Source organism: Streptomyces sp. NPDC008313 (genome assembly GCF_042956125.1).
Lineage (GTDB): Bacteria > Actinomycetota > Actinomycetes > Streptomycetales > Streptomycetaceae > Streptomyces.
In genome coordinates this window covers 59,200-77,957 of sequence record NZ_JBIBFR010000025.1, presented here as the reverse complement: position 1 = coordinate 77,957, position 18,758 = coordinate 59,200, and the positions used below count along the sequence as shown (strand labels likewise).

16 protein-coding genes, 2 tRNA genes, 1 other RNA gene and 2 pseudogenes are annotated in these 18,758 nt (G+C 73.6%); 8 read left to right on the top strand and 13 right to left on the bottom strand.

Annotated elements, in window-relative coordinates:
* Positions 1-143: 143 nt before the first annotated feature.
* The 7 genes from ACFY93_RS28240 to ACFY93_RS28210 all read right to left on the bottom strand — a co-directional run bounded on the left by ACFY93_RS28240 (position 144) and on the right by ACFY93_RS28210 (position 3,766).
* Positions 144-1,100 (bottom strand): SigB/SigF/SigG family RNA polymerase sigma factor, encoded by a 957-nt coding sequence (locus tag ACFY93_RS28240; protein WP_391364206.1) that lies wholly within the window; start codon positions 1,098-1,100, stop codon positions 144-146.
* Positions 1,101-1,351: 251 nt separating this feature from the next.
* Complete coding sequence (locus ACFY93_RS28235; protein ID WP_391364131.1) at positions 1,352-1,645, bottom strand: Dabb family protein; 294 nt, start codon at positions 1,643-1,645, stop codon at positions 1,352-1,354.
* A 76-nt stretch (positions 1,646-1,721) separates the two neighbouring features.
* Positions 1,722-1,901 (bottom strand): hypothetical protein, encoded by a 180-nt coding sequence (locus tag ACFY93_RS28230; RefSeq protein WP_391364129.1) that lies wholly within the window; start codon positions 1,899-1,901, stop codon positions 1,722-1,724.
* A gap of 161 nt (positions 1,902-2,062) precedes the next feature.
* A tRNA-Ser gene (locus ACFY93_RS28225) sits at positions 2,063-2,147 on the bottom strand.
* 113 nt (positions 2,148-2,260) lie between these two features.
* Positions 2,261-2,692, bottom strand: coding sequence for a tRNA adenosine(34) deaminase TadA (gene tadA / locus ACFY93_RS28220; RefSeq protein ID WP_391364204.1), 432 nt, complete (start codon positions 2,690-2,692; stop codon positions 2,261-2,263).
* A 78-nt stretch (positions 2,693-2,770) separates the two neighbouring features.
* The gene (locus ACFY93_RS28215) at positions 2,771-3,301 is read right to left on the bottom strand and encodes a hypothetical protein (RefSeq protein ID WP_391364202.1); all 531 of its coding nucleotides are present in this window, start codon (positions 3,299-3,301) and stop codon (positions 2,771-2,773) included.
* Positions 3,302-3,583: 282 nt separating this feature from the next.
* Complete coding sequence (locus ACFY93_RS28210) at positions 3,584-3,766, bottom strand: hypothetical protein (protein ID WP_391364127.1); 183 nt, start codon at positions 3,764-3,766, stop codon at positions 3,584-3,586.
* A 140-nt stretch (positions 3,767-3,906) separates the two neighbouring features.
* On the opposite strand from ACFY93_RS28210, the gene upp reads away from it, so the two are divergent.
* Positions 3,907-4,542, top strand: a complete 636-nt coding sequence (gene upp / locus ACFY93_RS28205; protein WP_391364125.1) for a uracil phosphoribosyltransferase — start codon at positions 3,907-3,909, stop codon at positions 4,540-4,542.
* 54 nt (positions 4,543-4,596) lie between these two features.
* On the opposite strand, the gene ACFY93_RS28200 is transcribed toward upp, so the two are convergent.
* From ACFY93_RS28200 to ACFY93_RS28190, 3 genes and pseudogenes are all read right to left on the bottom strand, one after another.
* Entirely contained in the window at positions 4,597-5,295 is a 699-nt protein-coding gene (locus ACFY93_RS28200) for a LytR C-terminal domain-containing protein (protein WP_391364123.1), read from the bottom strand.
* Between the two features lie 99 nt (positions 5,296-5,394).
* Complete coding sequence (locus ACFY93_RS28195) at positions 5,395-5,691, bottom strand: type II toxin-antitoxin system VapB family antitoxin (protein ID WP_003999914.1); 297 nt, start codon at positions 5,689-5,691, stop codon at positions 5,395-5,397.
* A gap of 444 nt (positions 5,692-6,135) precedes the next feature.
* A pseudogene (locus tag ACFY93_RS28190) lies at positions 6,136-6,821 on the bottom strand (HhH-GPD-type base excision DNA repair protein).
* A gap of 357 nt (positions 6,822-7,178) precedes the next feature.
* Between ACFY93_RS28190 and ACFY93_RS28185 the strand changes: the two are divergent.
* The gene (locus tag ACFY93_RS28185; protein ID WP_391364121.1) at positions 7,179-9,023 is read left to right on the top strand and encodes a copper resistance protein CopC; all 1,845 of its coding nucleotides are present in this window, start codon (positions 7,179-7,181) and stop codon (positions 9,021-9,023) included.
* A 117-nt stretch (positions 9,024-9,140) separates the two neighbouring features.
* On the opposite strand, the pseudogene ACFY93_RS28180 reads toward ACFY93_RS28185, so the two are convergent.
* A pseudogene (locus ACFY93_RS28180) lies at positions 9,141-9,491 on the bottom strand (MerR family transcriptional regulator); the annotation flags it as partial.
* A 210-nt stretch (positions 9,492-9,701) separates the two neighbouring features.
* Between ACFY93_RS28180 and ACFY93_RS28175 the strand changes: the two are divergent.
* On the top strand, positions 9,702-10,073 hold the full coding sequence (locus tag ACFY93_RS28175) for a hypothetical protein (RefSeq protein ID WP_391364119.1): 372 nt from the start codon (positions 9,702-9,704) through the stop codon (positions 10,071-10,073).
* 15 nt (positions 10,074-10,088) lie between these two features.
* Here the strand turns inward: ACFY93_RS28175 and ACFY93_RS28170 are convergent, their stop codons facing one another.
* Complete coding sequence (locus ACFY93_RS28170) at positions 10,089-11,081, bottom strand: alpha/beta fold hydrolase (protein ID WP_391364117.1); 993 nt, start codon at positions 11,079-11,081, stop codon at positions 10,089-10,091.
* Positions 11,082-11,202: 121 nt separating this feature from the next.
* Between ACFY93_RS28170 and ACFY93_RS28165 the strand changes: the two genes are divergently transcribed.
* On the top strand, positions 11,203-11,742 hold the full coding sequence (locus tag ACFY93_RS28165; protein ID WP_391364115.1) for an isochorismatase family protein: 540 nt from the start codon (positions 11,203-11,205) through the stop codon (positions 11,740-11,742).
* A 207-nt stretch (positions 11,743-11,949) separates the two neighbouring features.
* On the opposite strand, the gene ACFY93_RS28160 is transcribed toward ACFY93_RS28165, so the two are convergent.
* Positions 11,950-12,037 (bottom strand) — tRNA-Ser (locus ACFY93_RS28160).
* A 71-nt stretch (positions 12,038-12,108) separates the two neighbouring features.
* Between ACFY93_RS28160 and ffs the strand changes: the two genes are divergently transcribed.
* The 4 genes from ffs to ACFY93_RS28140 all read left to right on the top strand — a co-directional run bounded on the left by ffs (position 12,109) and on the right by ACFY93_RS28140 (position 18,680).
* Positions 12,109-12,207, top strand: an RNA gene (ffs, locus tag ACFY93_RS28155) — signal recognition particle sRNA small type.
* A 185-nt stretch (positions 12,208-12,392) separates the two neighbouring features.
* A complete protein-coding gene (locus tag ACFY93_RS28150) occupies positions 12,393-14,864 on the top strand; it encodes a DNA polymerase III subunit gamma and tau (protein WP_391364113.1) in 2,472 nt (823 codons plus the stop codon).
* A gap of 314 nt (positions 14,865-15,178) precedes the next feature.
* A complete protein-coding gene (purD, locus tag ACFY93_RS28145; RefSeq protein WP_391364111.1) occupies positions 15,179-16,456 on the top strand; it encodes a phosphoribosylamine--glycine ligase in 1,278 nt (425 codons plus the stop codon).
* A 316-nt stretch (positions 16,457-16,772) separates the two neighbouring features.
* Entirely contained in the window at positions 16,773-18,680 is a 1,908-nt protein-coding gene (locus ACFY93_RS28140; protein ID WP_391364200.1) for a hypothetical protein, read from the top strand.
* The last annotated feature ends 78 nt before the right edge of the window (positions 18,681-18,758 follow it).

Genomic DNA, 18,758 nt, shown 5'->3' with positions numbered 1-18,758 from the left:
CGGCAGAATGTCACATGTCGGCAACGCGCTGTAGTGACATGTCGACACACAGATGCCGAATCGGCCCTGGAGAGAAGGGGTCTGACGGATTTTCAGCGGTCTTCCGCCGGAAAAACGCCGGATGAGCGATTCGCTCGTACCGGTTACGCCTCGATCCTGTTTGCGGACCGCAGACGCGCGAAGCTGCGGGCGAGCAGCCTTGACACATGCATCTGAGAGACGCCCAGTTCGGCGCTGATCTGCGACTGCGTCAGATTGTTGTAGTACCGCAGCAGCAGGATCCGCTGTTCACGCTCGGGGAGTTGGACGAGGAGGTGGCGGACCAGATCGCGGTGCTCGACTCCGTCGAGGGCGGGGTCCTCGTAGCCGAGCCGGTCGAGCAGCCCCGGCAGGCCGTCGCCCTCCTGGGCGGCCTCCAGGGAGGTCGCGTGGTACGAGCGGCCGGCCTCGATGCAGGACAGCACCTCCTCCTCGCTGATCCGCAGCCGCTCCGCGATCTCGCCGGTCGTGGGCGAGCGCCCGAAGGCCGTCGTCAGGTCCTCGGTGGCGCTGTTGACCTGCACCCACAGCTCGTGCAGACGGCGCGGGACGTGGACGGTGCGGACGTTGTCGCGGAAGTACCGCTTGATCTCGCCGACGACGGTCGGCATGGCGAAGGTCGGGAACTGGACGCCCCGGTCGGGATCGAAGCGGTCGATCGCGTTGATCAGCCCGATCGTGCCGACCTGGACCACGTCCTCCATCGGCTCGTTGCGGCTGCGGAACCGGGCGGCGGCGTACCGGACGAGCGGGAGGTTGGCCTCGATCAGTGCCGCGCGCACCCGGGTGTGCTCCGCGCAGCCCGGCTCCAGGTTCTTGAGCCGCCCGAAGAGCACCTGCGTGAGCGCGCGGGTGTCGGCGCCGCGCCGCTTCTCCGGGGCGGCTGTGGTCACCGGAGGTCGTTCGGTGAGGGGCTGGGCGGGCTCCGCCGAGGCCGGAGCCGGAGCCGGAGCCGAGGCCGGAGCCGGTGCCGGTGCCGGAGCGGAGGCGGGGGCGGGGGTGGAGGACGGGCGTTTCTCCTGGGGCGGTGCTTGAGGCGCAGTACTGGCCGGCACGGTCAACGCCACCCCTTCATCCGTCGAACAATCCGTCAACTCAACCGTCAACTCAACCGTCAATACGCATCCGTCAAAAGCGGTCATAGCATCACAAGACAGGTGCACTGTGTGCAAGCACCGCATAACTCCGTGTTGAGGGCAGGGAAGGAGGCGGGTGGAGACGGGCGGAGGCGTCCGGTGAATGCCCTCGACGCCAATAAACCCCCCGCCGGTCGCGGCGGGGGGTTTCGCGGGTGTGTGTCCGGCCGCGCGACTCAGAAGGGGTAGTCGGCGATCACCCAGGTGGCGAACTGCCGCCACAGCGCCACGCCCGCCTGGTGCGCCGGGTGCTCCAGGTAGCGCTTCAGCGCGTCCGTGTCCTCGACGGCGGAGTTGATGGCGAAGTCGTAGGCGATGGGCCGGTCGGTGATGTTCCAGTCGCACTCCCAGAACCTCAGGTCCGGGATCTGCCCGCCGAGCGCCCGGAAGGCGGCGACGCCCTCGACGACGCGCGGGTCGTCACGCTCGACGCCCTCGTCGAGCTTGAAGAGGACCAGGTGGCGGATCACGGGCGCTCCCAGGGACGCGACGGCGGCCGCCCGGCCGCCTCGGGCGGGGCGTGCTGCCCCGGTGGCGGTGCCCCGGTCAGTTCTGGGCTCCGTCGGCGACCCACGTCATGAAGTCACCGATGGCCTGAGCGGCACTCGAGATGCCCTCGAACCCTATCTGGACGTAGTCGGCCGCCTTGGCCGGGTCGGTGATGATCACGTAGAGCACGAAGACCACGAGCACGTACAGAGCGATCTTCTTGGACTGCACCGCCACCGCGGCCTCCCCCGTATCCCTGTGCCCCAGGGGGTGTCTGACGCCCCCTGAGTCCCCTGCTGACGGCGGCGAGTGTAACCCGACCATGTGTTCGCAGCGCCTGTGACGATCCCGGACACGCGAAGGGCCCGGTCCAGTGGACCGGGCCCTTCGTCTTCGAGCGGTAGCGGAGGGATTTGAACCCTCGGTGACTTGCGCCACACTCGCTTTCGAGGCGAGCTCCTTCGGCCGCTCGGACACGCTACCGAGGGAGACCCTACCCCAAGGTGGGCCGTGCTCAGAAATCCGTTTACGGCCGTGCGGGCGGCCGGTCTCACGGGCGGTCCGGCCCCGTGCCGCGCGTACGTCCCGGCCTGTCGTCAGCGGCCGCGGAAGAAGTCCGTGAGCAGCCGGGCGCACGGGTCGGCGAGTACGCCCTCGACGACTTCGGGCCGGTGGTTGAGCCGCCGGTCGCGCACGACGTCCCAGAGCGAGCCGGCCGCGCCCGCCTTCTCGTCGCGGGCGCCGTAGACGACCCGGTCCACGCGGGACTGCACCAGGGCGCCCGCGCACATCGTGCAGGGTTCCAGGGTGACGACGAGCGTGCACCCGGACAGCCGCCACTCGCCCAGCGCCGCCGCGGCCCGGCGGATCGCCAGGACCTCGGCGTGCGCGGTCGGATCGCCGGTCGCCTCCCGCTCGTTGTGCCCGCGCGCGAGCACCGTCGTGCCGTCGGCGGCCAGGAGGACCGCGCCGACGGGAACGTCCCCGCCCCGGGCGGCCAGACCGGCCTCGTCCAGGGCGAGCCGCATCGCGGCCCGCCACCGGTCGCGTACCGGATCGGGCTCCTGGGGCGGGGACGTCCCGCGTGCGCTGATCACCAGGGGAAACTAACGCACGGTCTCCAGCACCTCCGCCGCGCCCAGGACCTCGGCGATCGTGCTGAGCGCGTCGCCCTCGACCAGGAGGAGCAACTCCTTGTCGCTCATGCCGAGGTCGGCCAGGATCTCGCGGTCCCCGACGGGAGTGTGCGACACGGCCTCGCCGGACGCGCCGTCGTCATCGTCGTCGTCGGAGTCCTCGGGCTCACCGTCCTCCGTGCCGTCGAGGTCGAGGGAGTCCAGGTCGGGGACGTCGTCGGGCTCCCTTCCGAGCAGTTCGTCCGTGAGCAGGATCTCGCCGTACGAGGAGCGGGCGGCGGCTGCGGCGTCCGAGACGTAGATGCGCGGATCCTCCTCGCCGTCCACGCGGACGACGCCGAACCACGCGTCCTCCTGCTCGATGAGTACGAGCACCGTGTCCTCGTCGGAGGCTTCACGGGCCAGGTCCGTCAGATCCGACAGGGTTTCCACATCGTCGAGCTCTGTGTCGCTCGCTTCCCACCCGTCTTCGGTGCGCGCGAGCAGTGCGGCGAAGTACACCGTGACTCTCCCACTGGTCATAGGTGTGCCGGTTGGGGATCCCCCCGGCGGAGGCTGTGGGCGGGGTGTGCTGCTCCGAGCCCCGCCCACTGGGAATCGTGGCAGAAACAGAGCGCTCAGGGGATGTCTTCGGACGGCTGTGTCCGCCTCTTTTGACCGCTCATCAGCGGATCGTACGCGGCCGAGGACTCCTCGTACGCGCGCGCGGCCCGGTCCGGCCCGCGCGCGCCGCCGCACCGGGCCTTGGGTCATGGGGCGGTGGGAGCGGACCCACGCGCCGCCCTACCAGCGGAAGGTGCGCATCCGCATGGCGTGGCGGAGGCGGGCGGCCTTGGCGCGGCGGGGCTGGACCCGGTCGCGCAGCTCGCGCGCCTCGGCCAGCTCGCGCAGGAACCTGGCCCGGCGCCGCCTGCGCTCGGTCTCAGTCTCGTGCTGCTCCGGGGCTTCCTTCTCCCGCTCCGGCATCCGCGCATCACCCCCAGGTCCGTGACGTCCAGGTTCCCTCCGCCGGGGGGTTTGATGCCTGCTCGGAGCGATACGGCGAGGAGCGGGCCCGGCCGGGCGGAGCGGTGGTGGGCGCCCGGGGCCCGGTTACTGTTGGGGACATGCGTCTCCACGTCGTCGACCACCCGCTGGTCGCCCATAAGCTCACCACGCTGCGCGACAGCCGTACCGACTCCCCGACCTTCCGGCGGCTCGCCGACGAGCTGGTCACCCTGCTCGCCTACGAGGCCACCCGGGACGTGCGCACGGAGCAGGTCGACATCGTGACCCCGGTCGCCGGGACGACGGGCGTCAAGCTCTCCCACCCGCGCCCGCTCGTCGTGCCGATCCTGCGTGCCGGCCTCGGCATGCTCGACGGCATGGTGCGGCTGCTGCCGACCGCCGAGGTGGGCTTCCTGGGCATGGTGCGCGACGAGGAGACGCTGCAGGCGTCCACGTACGCGACCCGGATGCCGGACGACCTCTCGGGACGCCAGGTCTACGTCCTGGACCCGATGCTGGCCACCGGCGGCACCCTGGTCGCGGCGATCCAGGAGCTGATCCGGCGCGGCGCGGACGACGTGACGGCCGTGGTGCTGCTCGCCGCCCCCGAGGGCGTCGAGATCATGGAGCGCGATCTGGCGGGCACGCCGGTCACCGTCGTCACGGCCTCGGTCGACGAGCGCCTCAACGAGCACGGCTACATCGTCCCGGGCCTCGGAGACGCGGGCGACCGGATGTACGGAGCGGCCGAGTAGGACGAAGGGCCGCGGGTCAGCCGTCTTTCTTCGCCGACGGCTCCTGGCCCCGGGTCAGCAGTCCTTCTTCGCCGACGGCGCCGGCCGGGGCTCGGCCAGGACGGCCAGCGCCTTGTCGGCGGCCGTCCTGGGCGCCAGCTCCTTGTAGCCGCCGCCGATGACGAGGTCCACCTCGGCGGCCTTCGCCCGGCCGTCGGTCTTCAGCTCAGCGCCCGGGAGCTGGGTGCCCAGCACCGGCAGCGCGGCCTTCGCGGCCGCCTTCGCGCCGAGCAGTACGCCGGCACCCTTGACCTTCTTGTCGTAGGCCGCCGTCGCGTTGCCCACCGTGCCGATGCGGAACCCGCGCTTCTTCAGCTCGTCCGCGGTCTCCTTGGCCAGGCCCTTGCGGGTCGTGGCGTTGAGGACGTTGACGGTGATGTCGCCGGGCTTCGGCACGTCCTTGCCGACCGTGGCCGCGAGGCCCGCCGCGGTCGTCGTGCCGGCCGCGGCCTTGGTGCCGGTCCCCGCGCCCGCGCCGGAGGCGTTCTTCCTGCTCGTGCACTCGCCCTTGGCCCCGGCGGCCGCGGACGTGTCGCCACCGGAGAAGACGTCGACGAGCTGCACGGTTCCCCAGCCGATGAGGCCGAGGGCGACCACGGAGGCGGCGAGTGCCAGTACGAGCCTGCCGCGCCTCCTGGGCCGGCGCATCCGTGGGTATTTGTCCCCCGTGATCCGGTACTGGCCGCCCATGCCAGGAGGAGTCAGCATGCTCATGGGCGCAGCGTAGTGCGCGCGAGCTGTGATTCCTACAAAATGATCATCTCTGGCCGCCGACTCCCACCAAAAGGGTCACGCGGTGGGCCGACCGGCCGATCAGTCGAGTTCGAGCACGCGCGCGTGCAGAACCTGCCGCTGCTGGAGCGCGGCGCGGACGGCGCGGTGCAGGCCGTCCTCCAGGTAGAGGTCGCCCTGCCACTTCACGACGTGCGCGAAGAGGTCGCCGTAGAAGGTGGAGTCCTCGGCCAGCAGGGTTTCCAGGTCGAGCTGGCCCTTGGTCGTCACCAGCTGATCGAGGCGGACCGGGCGCGGCGCGACGTCCGCCCACTGCCGGGTGCTTTCCCGGCCGTGGTCGGGGTACGGCCGGCCGTTTCCGATGCGCTTGAAGATCACACGGAAAGCCTACCGGTCAAGACCTTCCGGGCGCAGCCAGCACGGCGGAGTGCGGCAACGGAAAAGGCGGGGGAAAGCAGGCGAACCGCTCATTCCCCAGGCCCCGCCGGGGCTGCCCCGAGGCGCTCCGGCCGGTGCGGGGACCGGGTCCGGGGCCGGGAGGGCAGCCGCCCGCAAAGGCACCCGAAGGCGTGAACGCCTTACGGGTAGTGGCCCCACCTCGCCGGCGCGCGCACCGGCGCAGTGAGTGCGGCGAGTGCGGGGTGGGGCTCATGGGAGGTGATGTCCCACCCGGAGCGGGTGATCAGCCGGTACGCGCGCAGAACCGCTCTCATGGCGTACGGCGGCGGGGCGTACGGGTGTACGGGACCAGGGCTGGCGGGCGTGCGTGCGGGACAGGGGCGGGCGCTCAGCGAGGGTGAGGGTGCGGGTGGCGGTCCGCGCCTATCCAGTGGTCTTGGAGGTCTTGGAGGTCTTGGAGGTCTTGGAGGTCTTGGTGGTCCTGGAGGTCTGGGAGGCCTTGGCCGCCTTGGCCGCCGCCTTCATCCCCTGTTTGTGGGCGCGCACCTTCACGAGCGACTCCGGCCCGGTGATGTCGGCGACCGAGCGGAAGGACTCCTCCTCCCCGTACGGTCCCGCCGCCTCGCGCCATCCCTCGGGCCGTACGCCGAGCTGCTTGCCCAGCAGGGCGAGGAAGATCTGCGCCTTCTGGGCCCCGTACCCGGGGAGTTCCTTCAGCCGTCGCAGCAGCTCCACGCCGTCGGGGACGCCCTCCCACACGGCGCTCGGATCGCCGTCGTAGTGCGCGACGAGGTACTGGCAGAGCTGCTGGATCCTCCCCCAAGCTCTTGAGGAGCAGGGGGGACCCCCACCGCCATGGACCCCGGATACCGGTGCACGGCGGGCTTGTCCGAGAGCAGGGCGGCGAAGGCCTCCGGGTCGTACGCGGCGATCTCGTGGGCGTCGAGATCCTCGGCCCCGAGCCGCTCGGCGATGGTCCGGGGTCCCCTGAACGCCCACTCCATCGGCACCTGCTGATCCAGCAGCATCCCGACCAGGGCGGCGAGGGGACTGCGCCCGAGCAGCTCGTCGGCCTCGGGATCCTGCGCGATGTGCAGCGTGACGTCCATGCTCCGATGATCGCGCGCGGGTACGGCGGACGCCTCCCCGGGAGCGAGACCCGGGCGGCGTGACGGGGGACGCCGGGTAAGTAGCCTGACCGCGGCTCCTGATGAGCGTGCCTGGCCGCGGCTCCCGATGAGCGTGCCGCCGGATCCGTCCGTACGTATCCGGGAACGCGGACACGCGGGCACGCGGCGGTGCGGGGACGCGGACATGCGGACGCGCGGATACGGAGTGGTGACGTGGTCGGACCGGGAGGCGGGGGGCGCGGCGTCCGGGACGGGGGCGGGAGCCGCACCGGCGCCGGCTGCGACGGTGGCGGTGGGGCTCCGGGCCGGGGTGGACGGGGCACGCCGGCCGGCCGGGTGCTCGCGCTGCTGGGTGCCGTACTGCTCCTGGTCCTCTTCTCGGGCGCGGGTTCCGCCTCGGCGCACGCCGCGCTGAAGGGGACCGACCCCGCGGACGGCAGTGTCGTGAAGTCGGCGCCCCGGCACGTCACGCTGACGTTCACCGAGTCCGTCTCCCTCCTCGACGACTCCTTCCGCCTCCTCGACCCCGACGGCCGCGGCATCCGCACCGGCGAGCCCCGGCACGCGGACGGCGACTCCGCCACCGCGCGGGTGACGCTCCCGGAGGGACTGGGCACCGGCACGTTCACCGTGGCCTGGCGCGTCGTCTCGGCCGACAGCCACCCGGTGTCCGGGGCCTTCACCTTCTCGATCGGCGCACCGTCGCCGACCAGCGCGGTCCTCCCGGCCGCCCCCGTCGGCGACACCGTCTCCTCCACGCTGTACGACATCGCCCGCTACGTCGCGTACGGCGGCCTGGCCCTGCTCATCGGGGCGGGCACGTTCGTGCTGGTGTGCGGGGTTCCCGGTGCGCCGCGGCGGCTGCTGGTGACGGGCTGGTGGGCGCTGCTGCTGTCCACGGTCGCGCTGCTGCTGCTCCGGGGCCCGTACGAGCGGGGCAGCGGCCCGGCGGACGCCTTCGACCCGTCCGTGCTCGGTGGGACGCTGACCAGCAGGCCCGGGGCGATGCTGCTGGCCCGGCTGGTGCTGCTGGCGGCGGCCGTGGCGCTGCACCGCGTCCAGTCGCGGACGCCGGGGGCAGGGCCGGCCGTGACCGTGCCCGGCGGGGTGCTGGCCGTGGGTCTCGCGGTCACCTGGGCGGCCGCCGAGCACGCGTCCGCCGGTATCCAGGTCCCGGTGGCGGTCGCCTCCTCCGTACTGCACCTGCTCGCCATGGCCGTCTGGCTGGGCGGGCTGGCCGCCCTGCTCACCGCGCTGTACCGGTCGCCCGAGCCGCTCCCGGCGTCCGCCGTGGCCCGCTTCTCCCGGGCGGCCCTGGCCTCCGTGACCGTCCTGGTCCTCACCGGCGTCTACCAGTCCTGGCGGGGCCTCGGTTCCTGGGGCGCTCTGACCTCGACGTCGTACGGCAGGATCCTGCTCGCCAAGCTGGCCGCCGTGCTGATCCTGCTGGCCGCGGCGGGGTACTCCCGGCGCTGGACCGGACGCCTGCCGGGGGCGGAGGCGCGGGTGAGCGAGCCCGTCGCCGTGCCCGTCCCGGCCACCGTGGCAGGGGTACGCGAGAGGACCGGCGGCCCCGTGGGAGGTGAGCCGGGGGAGCCCGGGAGTCCGGCCGCTGCAGCGGACACCGGCTCGGACGCGGGCCCGGCCCCGGAGGGAGCGGCGGACGGCCGGGAAGACCGTCCGGGCGACGCGCACCGACGGGCCCTGCGGCGTTCCGTGCTGGCCGAGGTGGCCGTCGGTGCCGTGGTCCTGCTGCTCACCACCGTGCTCACCGGCACCGTGCCCGGACGCGCGGAGAACGAGACGGTGGCGGCATCCAAGGCCTCGGCGGCCGACGTCCCCGCGTCCTCCGCGGTGCTGGCCCCCTTCACCGTCGGCACCCCCGGCACCAGGGGGAAGGTGCAGATCGAACTGGCGCCCGGCCGGGTGGGCGAGAACGCGGTGCAGGCCCTGGTCCTCGGCCCCGACGGAGGGATCACCACCGTCCCCGAACTCCGCCTGAGGTTCTCCCTGCCCGAGCGGAGACTCGGCCCCATCGACGCCGGGCTCACCGACCAGGGCGGCTACTGGGGCACGGACGCGGTCACCCTGCCGGTCGCGGGGACCTGGACCATGAAGGTGACCGTCCGCACGACCGACATCGACCAGGTCACCGTCTCCAGGAAGATCCGGATCGGCTGACGGCGTCCGTCAGCGGGCCTGACCCTCCGTCTGGTCCCGCGCGCCCTCCGGTGTCTGGGCCCGCGTGACGTCCGGCGATTCGCCCGGCGTCCCGTCCGGTGCATCGCCCTGCGCTGCGGCCGGTGTTCCGTCCGGCGTCCCGCCACGCTCCGAGGCCGCCGCGCGGCGGTACTCCGCGTTGATGCGCTGGGCCTCTTCGAGCTGGTCCTCGAGGATGACGATGCGGCAGGCGGCCTCGACCGGGGTCCCCTGGTCGACCAGCTCCCGGGCGCGGGCGGCGATCCGCAGCTGGTAGCGCGAGTAGCGGCGGTGGCCGCCCTCCGAACGCAGCGGCGTGATCAGCCGCGCCTCGCCGATGGCCCGCAGGAAGGCGGGGGTGGTGCCGAGCATCTCGGCGGCGCGGCCCATCGTGTACGCGGGGTAGTCGTCGTCGTCCAGACGACGGCTGAGCGGAGACTCTGCTGACATGTCACCTCGTTGTGCAACGAACGCCTTCACGGGCTCGGTGCCTTCGGCATCCAGGTCCCGGAGGAAATAAAACACCATTCCCCGGCCCCGCCGCCGTCCCGGTCGCCTCCGGGAGCCCGCGCCGCCGGACGGGCCGGACGGGCAGGGTGCCTCGGCCGGTGTGCCGGGGCGGGAGCCGGCCGGCGGGGCCGCTGAATAGAATCCGCTTCCATGTCGAACTCTGAGGAACTGCTCGCCGGTATCGCCGCGAAGGTGGAGTCCGAGCGCTGCAATCAGATGTCCCTGACGGTGGTGGCCTCCGGAGCGGTGATCACCGGACGGCTGGCCCCCGAGGCCGTGTGGAGGCAGCGGGTCGCCGAGGTCCTGGCCGACTCGGAACGCCTGGGGGCGTTCGCCGACATCTTCACCGCCGACTCCGGGGAGCACAGCCCCGGCGACGGGACCCCCACCCACCTGCACTTCCATGTCGCCCGCATCCTCCAGGGCACCATGGGCATCCCGGACACGGGCGGCATGTTCCGGGTCGCGATCAAGGACATCAGCGCCTGGACGGTAGGAGACCTCAGCTACTCCGACCAGTGACCCGACGGGCCCGCGTCAGGCGTCCGGGTTCAGGTCCGGAGAAGCGAGCCAGTCGGTCAGGAGCCGGTTGACCTCGGCGGGGCGTTCCTGCTGGATCCAGTGGCCGCAGCCGTCGAGGACGTGCGAGGAGACGAGTCCGGGCAGGGTGACGGGGTACGCCTCGATCGCGTCGGCGAGCCAGGTGGTGGAGGCGTCCAGGCCGCCACCGGCGAACAGGGACGGCTGGGTGACGGGAGCGCCGTCGAAGCCGGCGAGGTCCTCCCAGTCCCGGTCCATGTTCCGGTAGCGGTTCAGCGCCCCGGTGAGACCGGTCCGCTCGAACTCACCGGCGTAGACGTCGAGATCCGCCTCGCTGAGCCAGCCGGGCCGCGGTCCGGCTGGGAAGCGGTCACGCATCGCCCTGCCGCGGGGCACGAAGTGCGGCCCCGGGGCGGGCGGGGCGTGCATCGTGTCCGCGGACAGGGCGGCGTAGAAGCCGGCGAGCCAGCCGCGTACGTCGGGTTCGATCTCCGACTCGGCGCGGCCCGGCTCCTGGAAGTACGAGACGTAGAACTCCTCGTCGCCGCCCATCCCGGCGAAGATGTCGCTGGGCCTCGGCCCGCCGCGCGGGCTGTAGGGAACGCTCAGCAGCCCGACCGCGCGGAAGACGTCCGGCCGGAGAAGGGCGGAGTTCGCCGCGATGGTGGCGCCCCAGTCGTGCCCGACGATCACCGCGGACCGCTCGCCGAGGGCGTCCACGACCGCGGCGTTGTCCTCCACGAGGTCGAGCATCCGGTACGCGTCCGTGCGTTCCGGCCTGGAGGACCGTCCGTAACCCCGGACGTCGACGGCGACCGCGCGGTATCCGGCGGCGGCCAGCGCGGGCAGCTGGTGGCGCCACGAGTACCAGGACTCCGGGAAGCCGTGCACGAGCAGCACCAGGGGGCCGGTGCCCTGCTCCACGAGATGGATCCGGCCCGCGGGCGAGGGGACCAGGCGGTGGACGGCGGGGGTGGGGCGCTGCGACATGAGACCTCCAGAACGTGGTGACGGCCATGGTCCGCCGCCCGGCGCGAGAGGCCCCAGGGATGTTGCCGTTCCGGCAAAAACGGCTCGCGGGCGCCCCCGTCGGCGCGGCTACGGTGACGCCATGCCCCACACCTCCGCGCTTCTGGTCATCGACATGCAGAACGCCCCCGTGGCGATCGCCCACCGGGCGGCCGAGACCGTCGCCGTGATCGCCGGGCTCCGTGAGCGGGCCAAGGCCGCCGGTGTACCGGTCGTGACGGTCCAGGACGTCGGCGACGGGACGGCGGCCGACGACGAGGGGTGGCGGGTCGTGCCCGCACTCGAGCCCGCCGCTGACGAGGAGGTCGTCCGGAAGACCAGCCCGGACGGCTTCCTGGACACCGGCCTGGACAGCACCCTGCGGAGGCTGGGAGTCACCGAGGTGATCGTCACCGGGTTCGCGACGGAGATCTGCGTGGACACCACGGCACGCCGGGCGCTGAGCCACGGCTACGACGTGGTGCTGGTCGCCGACGGGCACACCACGTCGGTCCGCCCCGGGACCGGGGCCTACGCCGCCCCGGACCGGTCGATCGCGCACCACAACGAGATATTCCGCCACCTCCGCTTCCCCGGCCGGAACCTCCGCGTCCTGCCGGCCTCCGAGGTGACCCTCGGCTGAGGCCGCCGGCCTCCGAGGTGACTCTGGGCTGAGGCCCGCCGGTCCGACGGGGGCCTGACGGGGGCCTGGGCAGCCACGGCCGAAGCCCGGGCTGCGGGGGAGGACATCGGCGTACGACACCGGCGGTGACCGGGGCGGTGGGGCGGACAACGTCGAAGGGCCCCGCAGCGAACTGCGGGGCCCTTCGAGTCGTGCCCGGTGAGGCACTGGCGGAGGATACGAGATTCGAACTCGTGAGGGGTTGCCCCCAACACGCTTTCCAAGCGTGCGCCCTAGGCCTCTAGGCGAATCCTCCGTCGGGAACATTACATGACGGTGGGAGGTGCTCGCGAACTCGTTCCCGCCCGCCGAATCGGGTACCCTGTGCGGAGCCCCTCACGTGGCGCTATCTGACTGAACTCCCCCAGGGCCGGAAGGCAGCAAGGGTAGGTCGGCTCTGGCGGGTGCGTGGGGGGCGCTTATGTTTCCGGCGGGGTTTTCCGGGGGCGGGGGCGACCCGGCGGGGGATGGCGGTGACCTCTCGGGCGGGAGCGGGGTCGTGGCGTCGGCCACATCCGATTTCCCCTGTGGCGGGGGTGGCCCGTGTCCGGGCCGGTCCGCCCTGTCTCGGGCGGTCCTGGTTGTCAGTGGGCGCCTATAACCTCGTATGCGTGTCGTCTCTCGCGCTGTACCGCCGTTATCGCCCGGAGTCGTTCGCCGAGGTCATCGGTCAGGAGCATGTCACTGACCCGTTGCAGCAGGCGCTGCGGAACAACCGGGTCAATCACGCGTACCTGTTCAGCGGGCCGCGCGGGTGCGGCAAGACGACCAGCGCGCGCATCCTGGCCCGGTGCCTGAACTGCGAGCAGGGGCCGACGCCGACGCCGTGCGGTGAGTGCCAGTCCTGCCAGGACCTCGCCAGGAACGGGCCGGGTTCCATCGACGTCATCGAGATCGACGCCGCTTCCCACGGTGGCGTGGACGACGCCCGTGACCTGCGTGAGAAGGCGTTCTTCGGGCCCGCGAGCAGCCGGTACAAGATCTACATCATCGACGAGGCCCACATGGTCACGCCGGCCGGCTTCAACGCCCTGCTGAAGGTCGTCGAGGAGCCGCCGGAGCACCTCAAGTTCATCTTCGCCACGACCGAGCCCGAGAAGGTCATCGGGACGATCCGGTCGCGCACCCACCACTACCCGTTCCGTCTCGTCCCGCCCGGGACCCTCCGGGAGTACCTGGGCGAGGTGTGCGGGCGCGAGGGCATCCCCGTCGGCGACGGAGTGCTGCCGCTGGTCGTGCGGGCCGGGGCCGGGTCCGTGCGTGACTCCATGTCCGTCATGGACCAGCTCCTCGCGAGCGCCGGTGACTACGGTGTGACGTACCCCATGGCCACCTCGCTCCTCGGCTACACGGAGGCCTCGCTGCTCGACTCCGCCGTCGAGGCCTTCGCCTCCGGGGACGGAGCCGCCGCCTTCGAGATCGTGGACCACGTCATCGAGGGGGGCAACGACCCGCGGCGGTTCGTCGCCGACCTGCTGGAGCGCCTGCGGGACCTGGTGATCCTCGCGGCCGTACCGGACGCCGCGGAGAAGGGGCTCATCGACGCGCCCGTCGACGTGGTGGAGCGGATGCAGGCCCAGGCCGGTGTCTTCGGCGCCGCCGAGCTCAGCCGCGCCGCCGACCTCGTCAACGAGGGGCTGACCGAGATGCGCGGGGCCACCTCGCCCCGGCTCCAGCTTGAGCTCATCTGCGCGCGCGTCCTGCTCCCGGCCGCGTACGGGGACGAGCGTTCCGTCATGGCCCGCCTCGACCGCATAGAGCGCGGCGTGAACTTCTCCGGCGGCGGGTCCGCGCCCGCCATGGGGTACGTGCCCGGACCGGAGGCTCACGGGGGCGGAGCCGGCGTGGGGGCGGGTACGGGCCCGGGGGCGGGGGCCTCGTTCCAGGACGCGTCGGTTCCGCCCGGCGGCGGTCCGGCGGCGGCTCGGGCCGCCGTACGCGCGGGAAGCGGTGGGGCGGCGGACCAGGCCGTCGCGGCGGGTCCGGGTGCCGGGGGTTCCGGCTCCGCGGGTCCGGCCCCGGCTGCCGAGCACGTCCAGAGCCAGGGGCAGGGGCACAGTCAGGGGCTAAGCCAGGGGCAGGGGCAGGAGCAGGGGCAGCGTGGTTCGGGGCCGGGGGGTTCGGGGCCGGGGGGTTCGGGTGACGCCGCCGCGCCGCCCGCGCCCGCCCCGGCGCCGGCTCCGCCCGCGGCCCCCGCCGGATCCGCGCCCGGCGCATGGCCCACCCCCACGGCCGCCGGGAGCGGTCGGCGGCCCGGCGGCTGGCCGACGGCGGCCCCGGCGGGAGGCGGACAGCCGCAGACCGGTGCCGGCTCCGGTGCCCAGCCGTCGCGGACGGCCGCCCCGGTCTCCGCGCCCGCGCCCACGCCGGCAGCGTCCGCTCCCGCCGCTCCCTCCCCCGTGTCCGGACCGCCGGGCGGCGGCCCCGACCCGCGCGTCCTGTGGCCGAACATCCTGGAGGCGGTGAAGAACCGCCGCCGGTTCACCTGGATCCTGCTCAGCCAGAACGCCCAGGTCACCGGGTTCGACGGCACGACTCTGCAGATCGGCTTCGTGAACGCCGGCGCCCGGGACAACTTCGCGAGCAGCGGCAGCGAGGACGTACTGCGGCAGGCGCTGACCGAGCAGTTCGGCATCCAGTGGAAGATCGACGCGATCGTCGACGCCTCGGGCGGCGGTGACGCACCGCCGTCCGGCTCGGGCGGCGGTCCGGGCCCCGGCCCCGGCCCCGGTCCCGGTTTCGGTGGCGGCTTCGGCGGCGGGCCGGGCGGAGGCGCTCCGGCGGCCCCGCGTCCGGCGCCCCAGTCCGCGGCGCCCGCACCCCGGCCGGCACCGGCGCAGGGGGGACCGGCCGAGGGGCGTCCTGGAGGACAGGGACAGGCGCAGGGGCAGCAGGGCCGGGACCAAGGGCCGGGAGCGGGCGTTGTCCCACCGTCCTCCGCCCCGCAGCCGCGTCCCGTCGCGCCCGAGGACGACATTCCGGAGGACGACGACCCGGACATCGAGGAGTCCGCGCTCTCGGGCCACGACCTGATCGTCCGCGAGCTGGGCGCCACGGTGGTGGACGAGTTCACGAACGACTGACCGGCCGAGGTGCGGCGGACCAGGGAGCCTTGAGGACCGGCCGAAGTACGCAGACCACCGAGGTGCCCGGACCTGTCGGAGTGCGGCGGGCCGGGGAACACTGCACCGGTAGGGACGACTGACCGGTTCGCCGGCGTCCGGAGACGCGGTTCGCGAGCGTGAGAGGCGTGGTGCGCGAGCGTGAGAGGCGTGGTGCGCGAGCGTCGCGGGCGCCGATGCGCGCCGCCGCTTTTGGGGGATCGCACCAGGTCTGCGTCCGCCCCGCCTCGGAAGCCCCTACAAGGGCGGCCGTCTCCTGCGGTTACGCTGACCCCGTGAAGGTCCTTGTCATCGGTAACGGCGCCCGCGAACACGCCCTGTGCCGCTCCCTGTCCCTCGACCCCGACGTCACCGAGCTGCACTGCGCCCCCGGCAACGCAGGCACCGCCCAGGTGGCCGAGTCGCACCAGGTCGACGCCCACGACGGCGCCGCCGTGGCCGCGCTGGCCACCGGGCTCGGTGCCGAGCTGGTCGTCGTCGGCCCGGAGGCCCCGCTCGTCGCGGGTGTCGCCGACGCCGTGCGCGCGGCGGGCATCCCCTGCTTCGGCCCGTCCGGGGAGGCGGCCCAGCTGGAGGGCTCCAAGGCGTTCGCCAAGGACGTGATGGCCGCGGCGGGCGTCCCCACCGCGCGCTCGTACGTGTGCACGAAGCCGGAGGAGATCGACGAGGCGCTCGACGCCTTCGGCGCTCCCTACGTAGTGAAGGACGACGGGCTGGCCGCCGGCAAGGGCGTCGTCGTGACCGACGACCTCGGCGTCGCGCGGGCCCACGCCCTGGCCTGCGACCGGGTCGTCATCGAGGAGTTCCTCGACGGCCCCGAGGTCTCCCTCTTCGCGATCACGGACGGCGAGACCGTCGTCCCGCTCCAGCCCGCGCAGGACTTCAAGCGGGCGCTGGACGGGGACGAGGGCCCGAACACCGGCGGCATGGGCGCGTACTCGCCGTTGCCGTGGGCGGACCCGAAGCTGGTCACGGAGGTCATGGAGAGCGTCCTGCAGCCGACCGTCGACGAGCTGCGCCGCCGGGGCACGCCGTTCTCCGGTCTGCTCTACGCGGGGCTCGCGATCACCAGCCGCGGCGTACGCGTCATCGAGTTCAACGCCCGCTTCGGCGACCCGGAGACGCAGGTCGTCCTGGCCCGGCTGCGGACCCCGCTCGCGGGCGTGCTGCTCGCCTCGGCCAACGGGGAACTCGCCGGCCTCCCCCCGCTGCGCTGGAGCGACGACGCGGCCGTCACCGTGGTCGTGGCCTCCCACAACTACCCGGGCAGCCCCCGCACCGGCGACCCCATCACCGGGCTCGACGAGGTGGCGGCCCAGGACGCCCCGTACGCGTACGTCCTGCACGCCGGTACGAAGCGCGACGGCGACGCTGTGGTCAGCGCGGGTGGCCGCGTGCTGTCCGTGACGGCGACCGGCGCGGGGCTCACCGAGGCCCGCGAGCGCGCGTACGCGGCCGTGGGCCGGATCGGCCTCGACGGCTCCCAGCACCGCACGGACATCGCCGCCCGGGCCGCGGCCGAGGCGGAGCCGACGGCGGAGCGGGGCGCCTGACGGCAGGCCCGCCTCCTGAGTACCGCTCGGCCCCTGGATTCCCCGGAACCAGGGGCCGATCGCGTGCCCGTTGTCCTCCACCTTTCCCCAAAGCCATTCCATCGGGTGACCAATGCCCCAACCGGCTGACTACGGCCGAGGCCCCAACTAGGGTGCGGCGCAAAGGGGTCCGGCACTTGGCCCACCGGCATTGCGATGTCGGTGGCGGGTGCCACAGTGGGGGAGTGAGCAACGCGAGAGGGCATCCGCCGACGCGGGCTGCGGGACAGCCCGGGGCGGGCCGGACGGTAGGGGGTGTCATCGGGTCGTGACCGGTATGGGTGTGGAGGTGGGCGCGCAGGCCGCGCGTTCCCGGGCTCTGGCCGTGCTGCGGGTCCGCAGCAGGGCACTGGCCGTCGCCCTGCTTCCCGCGGCGGTCGCCGTCGTCCTGCTCGTGGGCGGGGCCACCGGCCGTGTGGACGGGGCCGGCTGGCCGGTCGCGCGCCGGGTGGTGACGGTCGTCGCCGTCGTCGTCCTCCTCGCCGCCGCGGGCGTCGCGCTCCTCGTCGTCCGGGCTCGTCCCGCCATGACCCCGACCGTTCCGGTCACCGAGCGGTCCGCGCCCGACCTGTACCGCATGGTCCGGGACCTGGCGGACCGGCTCGGTGTCCCGGCGCCCTCCGCCATAGCGCTCACCCCCGACTGTGACAGCTGGCTGGAGGACCGGACGCACCGGGCACACGCCCCGCCCCACGCCCCGGCCCCGGACGGCGGAGCGCAGACCCCGGCCGCCCAGGGCATACGCGCCCTGGCCGCGCGGCCCCGGCGGGACCGGGCCGCCCCCGTCCTCGTCATCGGCTCACCGTTCCTGTGGTGGATGCGGGTGGGCGAGCTGCGTGCGGTCCTCGCCCCGGTCGTCGCCGGTACGGGCCCTTCCGCGCACCCCGACATAGCCGCGGCCCGGCGCTTCGTACGCGGGCTCGACGCGGCAGTGGCCGTCGCCTCGGAGCCGTCCCGCGGCGTCCTGACCCGGACGGCGCTGAGAGGGGCGGGCTGGGTCGCCCGGCTGCTGCTGCGCGGCTGTCGCGGTCACGTGGCCGAAATGGAGCGCGGGGTCGCGGCGGCCGCCGCCGAGCGTGCACAGGCTGTGGACTACGGGCTGCGGATCGTCGCCCAGGAGCAGGTGGGCCTCGCGTACGCGGGATGGGACCGGCTGCTGACCCGGGTCGCCCTGCCCGCCTGGCGGATGGGCCGCTGGCCGGCCCGGCTGGACGCGGGCGTGGTCGCGGCCCTCACCGAGCTCTCCCGGCGCGACCGTCTCGCCGAGGGCTTCACCTCCCGGCTCGGCGAGCGCCCGGCCTGCGACCTCCTCGAGGAGCCGGGCACCGTCGACGAGGCGGCCTCCCTCCTCGCCGCCCGCCTCTTCCACGGCGGTCCCGCCGGGTGCGGCCCCGACTGGGCCCCGGTGGCCTGGCAGGAGTACCCGGAGGAGGTCGTCGACCGCACCTGGCGCACGGACGCGGCCCGGTTGCACCGCGTCCTGAACACGCTGGGCGTCCGCCACTCCCCGGACCCCACGGCCCGCGACGCTGACGGCCCGACCCTGGCCCGGGTCATGGACCACCTCACGGCCTCCCTGACCGCCGCGGCCCCGGCTGATCCGCCGCCGGCCCCCGCCTCACCCGCGGCCCCGCCGGTGCCGAAAGCGCCGCCCGGTCCCCTCGTACCACCCGCTGCATCCGCTGCACCGGCGTCACCCGTCGTGACGGCGCCGCCGGGCACTGCGCCCCCGCAGGAGGCCGGGAGCGAAACCGACGACGCCGCCCCCGGGAACGAGCGGTCGGCCGCCCTCGCGGCGGGACTCACGGCCGAGCTGGCCCGTGAGGAGGCGTCCGCGCCCGACGCCCGCCCCGCCCCGGCCACGGGCGCCGAGCAGCCCGGCCCGGACAGCGCGACGTGGGACGACGGAGCACTGCCGCTCTTCCCCCTTCAGCCGCCGCGCACCGGCCGCGACCTGCTCGCCGACCACGTCACCGCGATGGTCTGCTGCGCCGCGATGGACACGGCGGGAGCGGCACCCGGCCTGGACTGGCTCGACGGCCCCGCCCTTCTCGTCAAGGGCGAACGCGCCGCCGACCTGGGCCCCCCGGTGCTCACCCTGATAGAGGACGGCGACCCCGGTCCGCTGCGTGACTGGCTCCGCCGCCTGGGCGTCCGCCCCGAGAAACCGGTCCGTCTGGTCTGACGACCGTGCGGCCCCGTGGTGGGACTACCGGACGGCACGGCGTTTCGTTAACGCCAATTCGCGACGAACGGTGACGGA